14 protein-coding genes are annotated in these 14,650 nt (G+C 66.2%); 12 read left to right on the top strand and 2 right to left on the bottom strand.

Annotation, left to right across the window (positions count from 1 at the left end; genetic code table 11):
- Nucleotides 1–36 precede the first annotated feature (36 nt).
- Genes ACQKQD_RS11825 through ACQKQD_RS11810 form a run of 4 tightly spaced genes read left to right on the top strand, consistent with a single transcriptional unit; the run spans nt 37 to nt 4,341 of the window.
- Complete coding sequence (locus ACQKQD_RS11825) at nt 37–1,287, top strand: ABC transporter substrate-binding protein (protein ID WP_139307700.1); 1,251 nt, start codon at nt 37–39, stop codon at nt 1,285–1,287.
- Between the two features lie 23 nt (nt 1,288–1,310).
- Entirely contained in the window at nt 1,311–2,078 is a 768-nt protein-coding gene (locus ACQKQD_RS11820) for an ABC transporter ATP-binding protein (RefSeq protein WP_244526987.1), read from the top strand.
- A complete protein-coding gene (locus ACQKQD_RS11815) occupies nt 2,075–2,860 on the top strand; it encodes an ABC transporter permease (RefSeq protein ID WP_091681552.1) in 786 nt (261 codons plus the stop codon). The genes ACQKQD_RS11820 and ACQKQD_RS11815 overlap by 4 nt, the downstream gene beginning before the upstream one ends.
- Complete coding sequence (locus tag ACQKQD_RS11810; protein WP_210186890.1) at nt 2,857–4,341, top strand: amidase; 1,485 nt, start codon at nt 2,857–2,859, stop codon at nt 4,339–4,341. Before ACQKQD_RS11815 ends, ACQKQD_RS11810 begins: the two co-directional genes overlap by 4 nt.
- 201 nt (nt 4,342–4,542) lie before the next feature.
- Here the strand turns inward: ACQKQD_RS11810 and ACQKQD_RS11805 are convergent, their stop codons facing one another.
- Nucleotides 4,543–5,919, bottom strand: coding sequence for an LLM class flavin-dependent oxidoreductase (locus ACQKQD_RS11805; RefSeq protein ID WP_091681551.1), 1,377 nt, complete (start codon nt 5,917–5,919; stop codon nt 4,543–4,545).
- Nucleotides 5,920–6,227: 308 nt separating this feature from the next.
- On the opposite strand from ACQKQD_RS11805, the gene ACQKQD_RS11800 reads away from it, so the two are divergent.
- The 6 genes from ACQKQD_RS11800 to ACQKQD_RS11775 are packed head-to-tail and all read left to right on the top strand — an operon-like array spanning nt 6,228 to nt 11,166.
- Nucleotides 6,228–7,364, top strand: coding sequence for an ABC transporter substrate-binding protein (locus ACQKQD_RS11800; RefSeq protein WP_170855191.1), 1,137 nt, complete (start codon nt 6,228–6,230; stop codon nt 7,362–7,364).
- A gap of 17 nt (nt 7,365–7,381) precedes the next feature.
- On the top strand, nt 7,382–8,137 hold the full coding sequence (locus tag ACQKQD_RS11795; protein ID WP_091681547.1) for an ABC transporter ATP-binding protein: 756 nt from the start codon (nt 7,382–7,384) through the stop codon (nt 8,135–8,137).
- Nucleotides 8,134–8,862, top strand: a complete 729-nt coding sequence (locus ACQKQD_RS11790) for an ABC transporter ATP-binding protein (RefSeq protein WP_427508445.1) — start codon at nt 8,134–8,136, stop codon at nt 8,860–8,862. Before ACQKQD_RS11795 ends, ACQKQD_RS11790 begins: the two co-directional genes overlap by 4 nt.
- A complete protein-coding gene (locus ACQKQD_RS11785; protein WP_091681544.1) occupies nt 8,859–9,719 on the top strand; it encodes a branched-chain amino acid ABC transporter permease in 861 nt (286 codons plus the stop codon). Before ACQKQD_RS11790 ends, ACQKQD_RS11785 begins: the two co-directional genes overlap by 4 nt.
- Complete coding sequence (locus tag ACQKQD_RS11780) at nt 9,716–10,624, top strand: branched-chain amino acid ABC transporter permease (RefSeq protein WP_091681542.1); 909 nt, start codon at nt 9,716–9,718, stop codon at nt 10,622–10,624. Before ACQKQD_RS11785 ends, ACQKQD_RS11780 begins: the two co-directional genes overlap by 4 nt.
- Nucleotides 10,624–11,166, top strand: a complete 543-nt coding sequence (locus tag ACQKQD_RS11775; protein ID WP_091681541.1) for a carboxymuconolactone decarboxylase family protein — start codon at nt 10,624–10,626, stop codon at nt 11,164–11,166. Before ACQKQD_RS11780 ends, ACQKQD_RS11775 begins: the two co-directional genes overlap by 1 nt.
- A 390-nt stretch (nt 11,167–11,556) precedes the next feature.
- On the opposite strand, the gene ACQKQD_RS11770 is transcribed toward ACQKQD_RS11775, so the two are convergent.
- Nucleotides 11,557–12,633 (bottom strand): catalase family protein, encoded by a 1,077-nt coding sequence (locus tag ACQKQD_RS11770; RefSeq protein ID WP_091681539.1) that lies wholly within the window; start codon nt 12,631–12,633, stop codon nt 11,557–11,559.
- 373 nt (nt 12,634–13,006) lie between these two features.
- Here ACQKQD_RS11770 and ACQKQD_RS11765 point away from each other — a divergent pair, with 373 nt between their 5' ends.
- Together ACQKQD_RS11765 and ACQKQD_RS11760 are read left to right on the top strand one after the other, a co-directional pair.
- Nucleotides 13,007–13,411 carry a hypothetical protein gene (locus ACQKQD_RS11765; protein WP_426315672.1) on the top strand — a complete coding sequence of 135 codons (405 nt, stop codon included), beginning with the start codon at nt 13,007–13,009 and terminating at the stop codon, nt 13,409–13,411.
- Nucleotides 13,412–13,535: 124 nt separating this feature from the next.
- Complete coding sequence (locus tag ACQKQD_RS11760; RefSeq protein ID WP_091681536.1) at nt 13,536–14,618, top strand: catalase family protein; 1,083 nt, start codon at nt 13,536–13,538, stop codon at nt 14,616–14,618.
- Nucleotides 14,619–14,650: the final 32 nt, after the last annotated feature.

The raw sequence follows: 14,650 nt of genomic DNA, 5'->3' as shown, positions 1-14,650 counted from the left end.
GCCAACCGCCGAGCGACTTGTTTCCCGAGACGCATATTGCCAGACCGGCTGGCGTCGATCGTTCAAAAAATAGACGGATATGCCGTTAAAACGGGCCATATCGGAAATTATTTCTCCTTCGAGCGAATTGTATTTCGTATATACCGAACAGGATTTATGGTCACGCTAGGTATTGTGCTCGTGAAACCGCAGTTTCGGATGTTTTCCGGTATATGTCCGCTTCTCAGCCTGGTCGCGACGATCGTCACACTCGGCCTCTGCTTTCCAAAAGACGTTCATGCTCAAGATCGCCTAAAGATCGGCCTGGCTATCCCATCGACGGTGACCGACGGCGGCGTTCAGGCAATCGCCGAAGAACTCGGATTTTTCAAACAGGAAAATCTGCAGGTCGAGTACGTCGTCCTTCCTGGTGCCGGTGCACTATTGCCGCAATTGCTGCAAAAAACCATCACCATAGCGTTGCCACTGCCCGAAACGCTGCTCGCCTCGCATAAGCCAGCAGAGCCGCCGCTCCCCGTCGCTTACTTCTACAATGCAGGGCCGCGCAACACGCTTGAACTTGCCGTGCGGGCAGACTCCGACATTCGGAGCCTGGCCGACTTGAAAGGCAAACGGATCGGCGTTGGCGCGCTGACCTGGGGCACGATCCCACAGACACGCGCCTTGATGCGCTCGGTCGGCCTGGAGCCCGGGCGGGATGTCAGCATCGTCGCCGCCGGGGTGCTGGGCGCGGGCTTTCACGCCCTTCGGGAGGATCGGGTCCAGGCGCTCAACTTCAACAGCACCTGGATCGACATCATGGAAGATCAGGGCATTCAGGCGCGCCGTTTAAGCTACCCACCGGTCTTCCGAAGCATGGTGGTCAACGGCTTCCTCGCTCACCGGTCGACGCTCGAGCAGGATCCGGGGCTTCTCGAGCGCTTCGGTCGGGCTTGGACGAAGGCCCTGATCGTCTGTGACGTCAATCCGAAGGCGTGCATCGAAGCGTTCTGGCGTCGAAGCCCGTCCATGGCGCCTCAGGCGGAGCGCGAGAAGGCATTGGAAGCGAGTGCACGCCTGCTTCGGCGGTGGATCGAGCCGATCATGCGCGACGAGGCCGGGGCGACACGCGTGCCCGGTGCTTTCGATCTCACGCGCATCGGCGCGTATGTCCGCGAAATGCATCGATACGGCGAGTTCGCGACGGCCGACCTGCCCCTGGACGCCTATTTCTCGAACGCACTCGTGCCTGGCTTCGCTCAGTTCGACCGGGCTGCCCTTGAGGCGAAGGCGCGGGCACTTCGATGACGGCTTTGCCGGCTTCCGAGCACGTGCGCATCGACACCGTCCGGTTCGCCTATGGCGGATCGACCGGAGCGCCGATCTTGCAGGACCTGTCGCTCGCGGTGCAGCACGGCGCATTCGTCGCCATTCTCGGGCCATCGGGCGGCGGCAAGTCGACGGTGCTGAAACTTCTGTCCGGCCTCGTCAGCCCCCAAGGTGGGACCATCCAAATCGACGATACGCCGGTAACCGGTCCGCGCCGCGACGTCGGGACGGTGTTTCAGAAGCCGATGCTGCTGCCCTGGCGGACAGTGCGGGACAACGTCCTGCTACCGGCCGGTTTCGCCCGCGCGGCGACCGCCCGTGAAGCCGCGCGCGCCGACGCCTTGCTGGCGACCGTCGGCCTCTCCGATAGCGCGGGCCTCTATCCAGGTCAGCTCTCCGGTGGCATGGCCCAGCGGGTCGGCCTGGCGCGGATGCTTCTGCACGATCCGCGCCTGCTGCTGCTCGACGAGCCTTTCTCGGCCCTCGACGCGATGACCCGAGAGCATCTCTCCCTGGAACTGCAGCGGCTCTGGATGGAGGAGCGCCGGACGGCGCTCTTCGTCACTCACTCTATCCCCGAGGCGCTGTTCCTAGCCGACCGGGTCGTCGTGCTCGCGGGGCGGCCGGGCCGTATCCTCGCCGACATGCCGATCCCTCTCCCGCGTCCACGCACCCTCGAGACGATCAGCGAGCCGCACTTCGGCGCGCTCGCGCTCGAGCTTCGCCGGCTCTTCGACACGGCTGCTCGACAGGGAACCCTCGCGGCATGACGATCCTGCGCAGCGTCGTCCCGCCTCTGATCACACTGGTGCTGGTGCTGGCGGTCTGGGCTTACGCGACCGGATCGGGAGGGCTTCCAAGCTATCTCCTGCCGGATCCGCTCTCGGTCGGCAGGGCCTTTTGGGCAGGGCTCGCCAGTGGCGAGTATGGGCCGCACATCCAGTTTACCCTGACCTCGACGCTCCTCGGCTACGGCATCGGATCGATTGCGGCAGTGGCTGCCGGCATTCTCGTCGCCGAAAGTCGGACTTTCGAACGCTTCGTCTTTCCCTACATCGTGGCGATCCAGGCGATGCCGAAGGTCGCGCTCGCGCCATTGATCCTCGTCTGGTTCGGCTTCGGTCTCGCCTCCAAAGTCGTACTCGTCGCCCTGATCTGTTTCTTCCCGCTCCTCGTGAACACGATCGCGGGCATTCGTCGAACCGACCCTGAACTGATCGATATGGCCCGGTCATTCTCTCGGCCGCGCTGGTGGATCTTCCTGCACGTCAAGCTTCCGGCGGCCGCCGGTGCGATCTTCGCGGGCCTCGAGATCGGGATCGTACTGGCGCTCATCGGGGCGATCGTCGGCGAGTTCGTCGCCGCCGAGAAGGGCGTCGGTTATCTGATCGGCTCGGCGACTGTGAACATGAACGTGCCCACGATGTTCGCGGGTGTTCTGATGCTGGCAGGGTTCGGCATAGTCGGTAGTGCGCTCGTCCGCCTCGCCCAGCGGCGCATCGTGTTCTGGGAACAGACGACCGGTCAATCGGCAAAGGGAGAACGCGCGTGAGCCTGGATATCGAGCTGCCGGACGCACTCGCCTTCGCCTCGGCCTCCGAGCTGGTACGACGTCTGGAAGCCCGTGAATTCACAGCCCGCGCTCTGCTCGAATTTACCCTCGCGCGCGTCGACCGCCTCAATCCCGAGATCAACGCGATCGTCTTCACCGATCTTCCCGCGGCGCGCGAACGCGCGGACCAGGCCGATGCGGCGATGGCCCGCGGCGAAAGCTGCGGACCTCTGCACGGGTTGCCGATGACCGTGAAGGAGACGAACAACGTCGCCGGATGGCCGACAACCTACGGCGATCCCGCCATGGCGCGCTTTGTCCCGACGCGGAGCGCCGTCATCGTGGAGCGGCTTAGGGCGGCCGGCGCGATTATTTTCGGCAAGACCAACGTGCCGATCCATGCACTCGACTGGCAGAGCTACAACACGATCTACGGCACGACGCGCAATCCCTGGGATCTCGATCGGACGCCGGGCGGCTCGTCCGGGGGCTCGAGCGCGGCCCTCGCTGCAGGTCTCGTATCGCTCGAGATCGGGAGCGACGCAGGCGGTTCCATCCGCTTCCCGGCACATTTCTGTGGCGTCTATGGTCACAAGCCGACGCCCGGTATCGTCCCCGTCTCCGGCAACGAGCGCGGAGAGAGCCTCGTCGACAACGACCTCGTAGTGAGCGGTCCGCTCGCCCGGACCGTCGCTGACCTCGAGCGCGCACTCGACGTCATCGCAGGACCGGCGGGACCCGCAGCGAAAGCCTGGCGTCTGGATCTCCCGCCGCCGCGGGCGCGGCGCTTGGCAGACTTTAGGGTCGCCTACGTGACAGACTCGCCTATCGCTGAAGTGGACGAGCCCGTCCAAGTCGCGATCAGAGCGTTGGTGGAGCGCCTGAAGACTTTTGGAGTCCGGGTCACGGCGGACACGCTACCGTTCGACGATCATGTGGCGCATCACGCTACCTATCTTCAACTCCTACGCGGATCGGCTTCGGCCCGCCTCCCGCAGGCGGTCTTCGAGGATGCCGTTCACCGCCTTACCGAACCGGGTTCGAATGCGACGCCGTACGTATTGCGGATGGCACAGGCGCATGCGCAGCGCCATCGCGACTGGATCATGGCGGAAGAGCGGCGCGCCGTGCTGAAGCGGGACTGGGCGACATTCTTCGAGAGCTACGACGTGCTTCTCGCTCCAGCCACCGTCTGCGCCGCTTTCCCGATCGACGAAGCCCGACCTCGGGAAGAGCGCGTCTTACAGATCAACGGACACGCGGTCGACTATAACGATCAGCTCTTCTGGGCCGGGCTAGCAACGCTGCCGTCCCTGCCCGCGACCGCCGTCCCGATCGGCTACGACGCTCACCTGCCTATCGGGATTCAGGTGATCGGGCCATATCTCGAAGACCGGACGACACTCGCGTTTGCCGCCGAGATCGAACGTCTGCATCCGTTCGTGGCACCACAGCGGTTTGCGCCGCCGGCCGAGCGCTGACAAGTCGTCGAGCTGGAGACGAGAGGCAAGCTCTACCATTCACCAAAGTATGCTTCTACGCGACTGCTACTCTCGGCCGTGCCTGAAGGTCGAACATGGGCGTGGCGCCACCTGCGGTGCTACATGCGCCTTCGATGAAGATCGTGACGCAGCTCGGCGGACGGGGGCATAAGTTGCCCGATCGCGCCGCATTCTTTTCCGTCAAGTTGCAATTGCGCGATGACGGCCTCCTGGGTGCGTCCGGCTTAGTCGGGGCGATCGGCCAGGGAAGAGCTTCTCGCGCAGCGTGCCCTCGCCATAGGCGGTCTTGAAGGCCCGCCGGTTCTGCAACTCGGGGACGACGAGATCGACGATCGCGTCGAGGGACTCGGGCATGACCGTGCGCACTAGGTTGAAGCCATCGACATCGGTCTCCGCAACCCAGGCAAGAAGTTCGTCCACCACCTCGACGGGCGAGCCGACGATCACCGGGGCCCGTGCCCCGGCGGGAGTGAAATCCAGAAGGTCGCGCACCCGCGTCGGCTGCGCGGCGTCGCCGGCGAGATGCTTTACCGTCGACTGAATCGCGTTCGTTTTGACGAATGGCAGGGGGGCGTCGAGGCCAAGAGTGGCGAGATCGATCCCCGTCCAGCCGGAGACGAGGGCGAGCTGGCCGGCGGCGTCGAGATAGCCGCGATAGTCGTCGCGCAGGTCCCGGGCCTCTGCGGCCGTCGGGGCGACGATCAGCGTGGCGCCGAGGAATGTTAAGATGTCGTGGGGCGCACGCCCGGCCGCCTGCGCCGCCTCGCGCACGCCCCGGACAGCCTTGGCGGCCGCCGCCTTGGTCGGCCCGTTGAGGAAGACGCATTCCGCGTGGCGCCCGGCGAAGCTGGAGCCTCGCGCAGAGGTCCCCGCCTGATAAAGCACCGGCGTGCGTTGCGGGGACGGCTCGGAGAGATGCCGCCCGTCCACCGTGTAGTATGGCCCGTCGTGCCGGATGCGATGCACCCTATCGGGGCGGGAGAAGATCCCGGCTTCCCGGTCGCGCACGACAGCGCCGTCCTCCCAGGATCCCTCCCACAGCTTATAGACCGCGGCCATGAAATCCTCGGCTGCCTCGTAGCGCTCGTCATGTGCTCGAGACGTCGCGAGGCCCATGCCGCGGGCGCCACTGTCGAGGTATCCCGTCACGATGTTCCAGCCGACGCGGCCCTGCGTGAGATGGTCGAGGGTGCTGAACCGGCGGGCGAACTGGAAGGGGTGCTCGTAGGTGAGGTTGGCCGTGATGCCGAACCCGACATGGCGCGTCACATGCGCCATGGCCGAGACGGCGAGCACCGGGTCCGCGCTCGGCGCCTGCGCACCTGCGCGGAGCGCCGCCTCCGGGCTGCCGCCGTAGACATCGTAGATGCCGAAGACGTCGGCGATGAAAATACCGTCGAGGAATCCGCGCTCGGCGGTCTGAGCGAGGTCAGTCCAGTACTGAAGCCGGTTGTACGCGGACTGATTGTCCCGGGGATGGCGCCACAAGCCGGCCCAGTTGTGGGACGGGGCAGCCATCTGGAAGGTGTTGAGGCGCAATTCACGCTGCAACGTCATCCGCTCCAGTCCATTCCCTTGGCTCGACGCACGGCTTTGTTTGAACCCCAGACAGCCACCGAGTCAAATTTCGTTCGGAAAAAAGAACGATGCGATTGACCGTCCCCTGGAGACGACAGTATGGGTCGAACCAGCAAGCCTCTCCTTTACGCCTGACGGAATTGGGCCGGCGGGAGGCTTTTAGGGACGGCGTCGCTCGTTCGACCGCGTCCCATTCCAGCCTTTGGGGACCGACCGTGCGCGTATGCATCCTCCGCCTCCTCGCGGCCGTCGGCTTGGCAATGAGCGCGAGCAATCCCGGAACCGCGATGGCGACGGATGCGACGACGCGGATCGGATTGCTCGCCCCGCTCTCGGGTACCGGCGGTCCCTACGGCCGGGAGGAAGAGCGCGGCGCCCGCGCGGCAGTGGACGTCGTGAATGCGGCGGGGGGCGTGCTCGGCCATAAGCTCGAGCTCATCGTCGCCGATGACGAGAGCGTCCCAACTTCGGGCGTCGCCGCGGCGCGCAAGCTGATCGATGTCGACGGCGTCGCGGCCATCGCCGGTGTGTGGAGCAGCGCAGTGGCGCTCGCCGTACGTCCTGTGGCAATCGAGAAGGGCATTGCGCTCTTCGTCAATGGCTCCGCCGACGAGATTACGCAGGGCGACACCAAGGGGCTCGTCTGGCGCTTCCAGACCACCGGCAAGGCCTGGGGCACGGCGTTCGCCCACGTGGTGAGGAAGGACGGGGCCAAGACGGCCTCTCTACTCGTGCTGCAGACGCCGTTCACGCTCTCGACCGTCCAGCCTTTCGTCGACGCCTTTAAGGCGGACGGGGGCAAGATCCTCGACGTGGTGAACTTCAACCCGAACCAACCCTCGTACCGCACGGAGGTCGAGAAGGTTTTCGCCAAGGAGCCGGACGCGGTCTTCGTTGCCAGCTACATCCCGGAGTTCAGCGCCATCGTGAAGGAGGCGTTTCGCTCCGGGTATACGAGCAAGCTCTATACGTTCAGCCACGCGGCCGACAGCCAAGGCGCCTTCGTGCGCAACGTCGGCAAGGAAGCGGCAGAGAGCGTGAACCACGTTCAGGCGGTGCCGGTCGGCGATGCCGGAGCCTACAAGATCTACCTGAAGGCGACGAACCAACCGGATGGGACCATCGTGCCCTTCGGCGCGAACGTGTTCGACGAGATCGTCGTCCTGGCCCTCGCAATGGAGAAGGCCAAGAGCGTCAAGGCCGCCGACTTCACAAAGACCATCGCCTCCGTCGCCAATGGGCCGGGCCCGAACGTATCCGATCCGGCGGAGGCCCTCGCGCTCGCCCGCGACGGCAAGCCATTTCGATACAGCGGGGCCGCCGCCGACTTCAGGTTCACGCCGAATGGCGACCAGACGGATCTCGATTACGGCCACTTTCGCATCGTCGATGGCGTGAGCCGCCGCGTCGGCACGACGCGGTGAGTCAAGCGACACCGGCAATGCTGGAGGCCGTCGGCGTCCGTGTCCGCTTCGGCGGCTTCACGGCGCTTGACGGGGTTGATGTGGCGGTTCGGGCGGGTTCGATAACCGGCCTCGTCGGGCCGAACGGCGCGGGCAAGTCCACGCTGTTCGACGTGCTCGTCGGCCGGCGGCGGCCCCAAGCGGGGGCCGTGCGCCTGATGGGCCGCACTGTAACGCGGATGCCGGTCCAACGCCGGGCGCAGCTCGGCTTGACCCGGACCTTCCAGATCTCCCGGGAACTCGGCAGCCTCACGGTGCTGGAGAACCTGCTCCTCGCCGCTCCCCGTCAGCCGGGTGAAGCGATCTGGAACGTATTCACCCGCCCCGGCCTCGTCCGCCGTGCAGAAGAGGCAGCCCTGTCGCGGGCGGACGCGCTCCTAGCCCGGGTCAGCCTACGGCGCCTCGCCGACCAGCCGGCCGACGCGCTCTCCGGCGGCCAGAAGAAGCTCCTCGAACTCTGTCGCGCGCTGATGCTGGAGCCCCGCGTGGTGCTGCTCGACGAGCCGGCCGCGGGCGTCAACCCGGTCCTCGTGGGCGAGATCGCGGATTTCGTCCGCACGCTCCGGGACGAGGGGCTGACCTTCGCAATCGTCGAGCACAACATGGATCTCATCGCCGCCCTCTGCGATCCGATCTACGTCCTGGCCGAAGGACGGGTGCTCCGTCACGGGCGCTTCTCCGAAATCGCGGCGGACGACACGGTGGCGCAGGCCTATCTCGGGGGTGCGGCGTGAGCGCCCTCGAGGTGCAGGGTATCGAGGCGGGCTACGGCGCCCGCAGCATCCTTCACGGGATCGACCTCGCGGTGTCCGACCGGGGTAGCCTCACGGTCGTCGGCCCCAATGGGTCCGGCAAGTCGACGCTGATGAAGGTGGTCGTCGGTCTTATCCGCCCGACGCGAGGGAGTATCCGGCTCCTCGGCGAGGATGTGACCGGGCTCGCCGCGTCGGCCCGCGCCCGGCGCGGCGTCGGCTACGTGCCGCAGGAGGCCAACGTCTTCCGCAATATGAGCGTGCGCGAGAACTTGAAGCTCGGCTTCGAATTCATCCCGTCGTGGCAGCCCGGCGGGTTCGCCGGCCGGCTCGACGCCATGCTGGATCTGTTTCCCGAACTGTCGGACAGGCTCGGGACGCTCGCGGGCCACCTCAGCGGCGGGCAGCGCCAGATGGTGGCGATGGCCGCCGCACTGATGCCCGGGCCTGCCCTGCTCGCCCTCGACGAGCCCTCGGCCGGGCTGTCGCCGCGCAATGCCGGGCTTCTCTTCGCCGCGATTGGACGGATCGTGGACTCAGGTGTCGCCGTCTTCATGATTGAGCAGAATACGCGCCTCGGCCTCGGCGCGGTCGAAGACGGTCTGGTCCTGGTCGCGGGGCAGGTGCGGGCCCGCGCCCCGGCGCACGCCCTCCTCGCAGACCCGGAGATGCGACGACTCTATCTCGGGGCCGAGGCGGCACCATGATCCAGCTTCTGTTTAACGGCCTCGTCACCGGCCTCCTGATCGCGCTCCCCGCCCTCGCCCTCGCACTGACCTTCAGCGTGCTGCGCTTCGCGAACTACGCCATCGGCGCCATGCTGACGGTCGGGGCTTATGCCGCCTTCGCCTTCAACACTCTCGCCGGCTGGCCGCTTCCGCTGGCGACGGTGGGTGGGATGGGCGTGGGGGCGCTCGTTGCGGTCGGCGTCAACGAACTCGTCTACGAGCGCCTGCGCGGGCGTTCGGGCGTCACGCTGCTCGTCGCCTCCATCGGCGTCGCATTGGCTCTGGAGAACGTAGTCCGGTTCGTCGCCGGCAACTCACCCCGAGGCTACGCGGTAGCGCTCGCCAGGCCACTGCGCCTGTTCGGCTTGCGCATCAACTCTGAGCAGATCACGACACTGGCGGCGGTCGTGGCAGCTCTTGCTGGCATCTGGGTGCTGTTTCGCTTCACCCGGATCGGCCGCGCCATGCGGGCCGTGGCCGACAACCCAGACCTCGCAGCTGTGCGGGGCATCGGGCGGCGGGGCGTCGTGACGGTGGTCTGGGCCCTATCCGGCGCCCTCGCGGCGTTGGCTGGGGTGCTGATCGGACTCGATGCGACGCTCGATCCGCAGATGGGCTGGAACTACACCCTGCCCGTGTTCACCGCCGCGATCCTGGGCGGCCTCGCGAGCCCGATGGCGGCGGTTGCAGGCGCCTTGGTACTCGGGGTGGCCGAAGAGCTCGCCACCACCGTGCTCGCCCCGCAGTATCGCACCATCGTGGCTTTCTTGGTGATGGCTGTCATCCTTCTCGCCCGCCCCTCCGGTCTGTTCGGCGCCCGGTGGATGACGCGATGACCGCCTACCTCGTCGCCACTCTGGCCCTCGTCGCGATCAGCACGATCGCGGGGCTCGCCCTCAACCTGCAGTGGGGCCTGGGCGGCCTCGTCAATTTCGGCCTGTTCGGCTTCGTCATGCTCGGCGCCTACACCTGCGGGCTGCTGAATGTGGCGGGCTGGCCGCCGCTCGTCGCCATGGCCGCCGCCATCCTCGTGACGGCGGCGGCCAGCGCGGCGGTGAGCCTGATCTCGATCCGGTTGTCCGACGATTACCTCGCCATCGTCTCCCTCGGCTTCGCCGAGAGCCTGCGGCTGTTCATCAGCTACGAGGAGTGGCTCACCCGCGGGACACTCGGGGTTCCAGGCATTGTGCGGCCCTTCACCGGGTGGGTCCCACCCGCAGCGGCCGACGCGGTGTTTCTCGCCTTCGCGGTCGCCTGCCTCGCCCTCGTCTATGCCGTGTTCGAGAAGCTGGCTCGGTCGCCCTTCGGCCGGACGCTCCGGGCCACCCGGGACGATCCGACTGTGGCCGAGGCTCTCGGTAAGAACGTCCTGTGGTTGCGCCTGAGGGCCTTCGGCATCGGCGGCGCGGCCCTCGGCATCGCGGGGAGCCTGCACGCGTTCAACTACACCTACATCGACCCGACCCAATTCGGCCCAGTGATCACGGCCTACGCGTTCATGGCGGTGATCATCGGTGGCCGCGGCAGCAATACGGGCGTCCTGCTCGCGGGCTTCACCGTGGTCCTGCTCCTCGAAGGGAGCCGTTTTCTCATCGACGCGTTCGGCCTGCTGGATGGTGCCCGTTTGGCGGCCCTTCGCCTACTCTTGGTCGGCGTCGCCCTGGTGGCGATCCTGATCTTCAAACCGGACGGCCTCGTGCGCGAGTACCGCCTGACATCTGCAGCGAAGGAGGGACCCTGATGGCCCGCGTAACGATGAAGACCCGCGACGATCTGCCGGCGGAGCTACACCCGCTCTGGGATAAGATGACCACCTACGGCGACTTCGCGGACCAAGCCGGCGTGATGGCGCAGCGCCTGCCGATCTTCGAGCACACCTGGACGATGCTCACGCAGCTCTCAGACGAGGCAGTGCTGCCGAAGCGCTATCTCGAACTAGCGATCGTCACCGTCTCGCTCCTCAACAAATGCGAGTACTGCGTCGCCCACCACGCGCCGAAGCTCGCGGTGCAGGGCGTGTCCGAGGCTGGGGCGGAGCGCCTCCTCGAGTACACGAACCATCCTGAACTCGACGACGTCGACAAGCTGGTGGTCGAGTACAGCATCGCGGTCACGAACAACTGGAACCGGACGAGGGACGAGATCTTCACCCGCCTTCGCCGGCATTTTAGCGAACCACAAGTCGTCGAGCTGACATGGCGGATCGCTCTCTGCGGCGCCTTCAACCGCTTCAACGATATTCTTCAGGTTGATGTGGCCGAGGCCTCCATCGCAGCAGAGTAGAGAGCGCGCGACGCTGCCCGCTAAGCGAACCGTCCTCTTCCGCGACGGAGAACCATACGACGGCGAGATTCGAACCGATACCAGGTAAGGGCTTGCTGATTTCGACTGGGGCCGTGCGTTGTGTCGGCGACCGCCGAGCCTCGGCTTAGCGCGTGACAACGTGAAGCGATCGCCGTGTTTGGTCTCGCGCGGCGTGTCCGCTACTTGAGCGACTTTATTCGCAAGCAGTAGGGCTGCTTTCAGCCAGATTCGGTCGCCGACGACGACGCCAGGAACGTCTCGGTCGGGTGGATTTCCGCCTGACCGCTTTCGAGCGGTTTAGCGATGAAGCAGACATCGCCGTTGCGCCCGATCTGAGGCCTGCAGCAGTTGCAACTTCAGGATGTCGCTTCAGCGCACCGCGCCCGGCTCGTGGATCGGGCAGCGGTTGAATCGCTCGCGGAACTCGGCCGAATGCCGGTAGGGGGCGTTGCGGGCGCGGTTGATGTTGCCGAGAGGTCGGTGCGCTGCGAGGCCGGTCCACACGCTGAAGCGCATCTCCTCGTCCACCGCTTGGACCCGGGCAGGGTCCCAACTGTCCTGCGGCTGAACCCGGACGATCCCGACCCGTTGGAACGGTGCCTCGTCCTCCTTCCACTCCACCGTCGGGTCCTCGACCGGCTGGCGTTCGAGGTCACGGCAGAGTTGCACGCGGAATTCCCACTCGCCGGCGATGCCGATCATCTCAGACTGCACCGTCTCGCGGATGGCGTTCGGGCGGCCGGAGGCGTCGATCTCAGTGCCGGTCAGGGCGGTCAGAGCCGGCGCGACGGGGGCCAGCGAGAACTTGGCGATGTAGTCGCCGTACCGGAACGGGGTCAGACTGTAATAGGTCTCGCCGAGCGGATCGACATTGGGCGCGCCGCCCAGGGAACCGATGGTGGGGCTGTCGATGCCCACCGCGTGCAGGGCCTTGTTGACGCCCCGCAGGACCGTGGAGGCGGCCACCTTCAGCCCCTCGGCGCGGTCCGTGGTACCGGCCAGCAGCTTGAGGCTGCCCAGAAACTTCTCCGTGTTCGGCGCCTGGAACACCTTGCCGTTGACCATGATGAAGTTCTGGGTCGTCCCCTCTGCATCCGGCAGGCGCTCGCCCTCGACGTCCAGCACCTTGAGGGCGACGCCGCGGGGCAGGGAAACTGCGTCGGGGAGGATGTCGCCGGCGTTGGTCGACAACCGCATGTAGACCTTGTGCTTGCCGGGCGTGGCGAACAGGCCCTGGGCCAGTTCGGGGGGCAGTCCAGCGTCCACCGTCAGCGTCCCCTCCAGGATACCGTGCGACTTGGCATGGACCGATCTGACGGCATGTCCCGAATGATCGGCGACCGTTCGCAGGATCGTGTCGAAGGTCTCGTTCAACTTGTCGATTGTTGCCGCCTCATTGGGGCCGACTTGTTCGACGTGAGGGCTGTAGCGGACGGGCGCTTGCAAGTTCGATGGCTCCGGATGGGTGTGGCGCCGGGATGAACGACGTTCTCGGTGCGGCGTTCCCAAAGATGATCACGCGGTGGACAAGACGTACCGCGGAGGCAGAAGCCGACGCTTGAGAACGCCGGCTGTATTCTTCATTCGTCGCGGGCAAGCGCCCCTACAAAGTGGCGCTGCATTCGAGTGAAGACCAAAAAGTGCTCACCCTAATTCGATACCGTCCGCACCCGCCGAACCGGAACGACGCGACAGGTTGCGACATTGCGACCAGTCCGGAACCAGAGCCCGGTGGAGGGGCTTCTCCCGCGACAATCGCAATGGAAGCCACTTTGGTGCAAGCACACTGTGGCTAGAGGTCGAAGGGGCAGACCCCACAATGAACTATAAGCTCGCCCTAAGTCTTCCACTCCTCGCCTTCCTGGCTTGGCCCGTTTCGGCCCAGACCGCAGGCCATACGGCACGGGCGGTATTGATTCACGGCAACTACTGCGGACCAGGCAACAACGCTCCTGCGGCTCCGGTGGACGCGCTCGATGCGGCCTGCGCCCGACACGATGCATGCACCCCCGATGGCGGGTTGGCCACGAAGGCCTGCAACCTGCGCCTCCAGAAAGAGGCGGACGCCATCTCGCGCGACCCCCGGCAGTCGGACGAACTAAGGGCCATGGCAGGCTTGGTGTCAGCGGGTGCCTCGATGATGATGTCGGCCCGTGAGCCCGCGACCGAGACGGAGGTTGCTCGAAGCCAGGGTGGAAAGGCTTGGGCAGCGTACACCCGCTAGTCCCCACTTTAAGCCAATCGGTATCGTCGCGTCACGCATGCAGGCGCTGCCCCTTCAGTTGGCCGACGACGCCCGGCCTCTGACTTGTACCGTCTGCCCTTAGACCCTCTTCCGAGGAACGAGCATGGCCTATCTCCGCTACGCGCCAGACATCGAGACGCCCGCACCGGACGAGCAGAAGTCCATCGATGGGATCATCCAAGGGATGACCCAGCAGTCGCAGGTCGTCGAGAAGCGCGAGCACCGCGCCGTGCGTGCGAGCCACGCCAAGAGTTCGGCCTGCGTCGTCGGGGAGCTGGTCGTCCCGGAGAACCTGCCTCCGGAACTCGCACAGGGCCTGTTCGCCAAACCGGGGACGCACAAGGTGGCGGTGCGCTTCGCGCAAGGGCCCGGGGAGATCCTGGGCGACCGGGTGTCGACCCACCGCGGCATGTCGATCAAAGTCTTCGAGGTGCCCGGCGAGAAGCTGCCGGGCCACGATGTCGAGACCCAAGACTTCGTGCTCGCCACCGGCACGACCTTCCCGTCGGGCACGGCGGCGGGCTTCCTGCGGGACGGCACGGTCATCGGGAAATCGACGGGCCTGCCAGAGGGCGTGAAGAGCGCGGTCGCCGCCACGGCGCGCAACCTCAACCGCGTGCTGCACGCCTTCGGCACGGAGAGTGCCATGGCCGATTTCCTCGGCCATCCCTACAGCCACCCGCTCGCCGACAGCTACTTCAGTCAGGCTCCGATGCGGTTCGGCGACTACGTCGCCAAGCTTGGTGCAGTCCCGGCTTCGCAGGCGCAGCTGGACCTGGCCGAATGGCGGCTCGACCCGCACGGCGACGAGGACGGCTTTCGAAACGCGGCGGCGGCGTTCTTCCGCGAGTCCGACGTGGTCTACGAGCTGAAGGCGCAGCTCTGGGCCGATGCCGAGCGCCAGCCCATCGAGGATGCCTCGGTCGACTGGCCGGTCGCGGTCAGCCCGTACCGCACGGTGGCAACGCTCCGCCTGCCCCGGCAGGACGCCTATTCCCCCGAGCGGGTGCGTTACTTCGACGAGGTGATGACCTTCCGCCCCGCGCACAGCCTCGCGGCGCATCAGCCGCTCGGTTCGGTGATGCGGGCGCGGCTTCAGGTCTACCGAGCGCTGAGCGACTTCCGCCACCGGGAGAACGGTGTGACCGCCGAGAACACCGCCTCACCGGAGAGCATTCCGGCTTGACGCCGACCCCTTTCCGCCACGCACAGAGGAGC

It is taken from the genome of Methylobacterium sp. NPDC080182, from assembly GCF_050281105.1.
Taxonomy (GTDB): domain Bacteria; phylum Pseudomonadota; class Alphaproteobacteria; order Rhizobiales; family Beijerinckiaceae; genus Methylobacterium.
The sequence above is the reverse complement of the archived record's forward strand: the minus strand, read 5'-3'. Positions and strand labels throughout refer to the sequence as shown.

What these genes read in the sequence shown, in the direction of transcription:
- ACQKQD_RS11815 (WP_091681552.1), top strand. Translation starts at nt 2,075, where the DNA reads ATGACGATCCTGCGCAGCGTCGTCCCGCCTCTGATCACACTGGTGCTG.
- ACQKQD_RS11760 (WP_091681536.1), top strand. Translation starts at nt 13,536, where the DNA reads ATGGCCTATCTCCGCTACGCGCCAGACATCGAGACGCCCGCACCGGAC.
- ACQKQD_RS11800 (WP_170855191.1), top strand. Translation starts at nt 6,228, where the DNA reads ATGGCGACGGATGCGACGACGCGGATCGGATTGCTCGCCCCGCTCTCG.
- ACQKQD_RS11785 (WP_091681544.1), top strand. Translation starts at nt 8,859, where the DNA reads ATGATCCAGCTTCTGTTTAACGGCCTCGTCACCGGCCTCCTGATCGCG.
- ACQKQD_RS11795 (WP_091681547.1), top strand. Translation starts at nt 7,382, where the DNA reads ATGCTGGAGGCCGTCGGCGTCCGTGTCCGCTTCGGCGGCTTCACGGCG.
- ACQKQD_RS11765 (WP_426315672.1), top strand. Translation starts at nt 13,007, where the DNA reads ATGAACTATAAGCTCGCCCTAAGTCTTCCACTCCTCGCCTTCCTGGCT.
- ACQKQD_RS11775 (WP_091681541.1), top strand. Translation starts at nt 10,624, where the DNA reads ATGGCCCGCGTAACGATGAAGACCCGCGACGATCTGCCGGCGGAGCTA.
- ACQKQD_RS11805 (WP_091681551.1), bottom strand. Translation starts at nt 5,919, where the DNA reads ATGACGTTGCAGCGTGAATTGCGCCTCAACACCTTCCAGATGGCTGCC.
- ACQKQD_RS11780 (WP_091681542.1), top strand. Translation starts at nt 9,716, where the DNA reads ATGACCGCCTACCTCGTCGCCACTCTGGCCCTCGTCGCGATCAGCACG.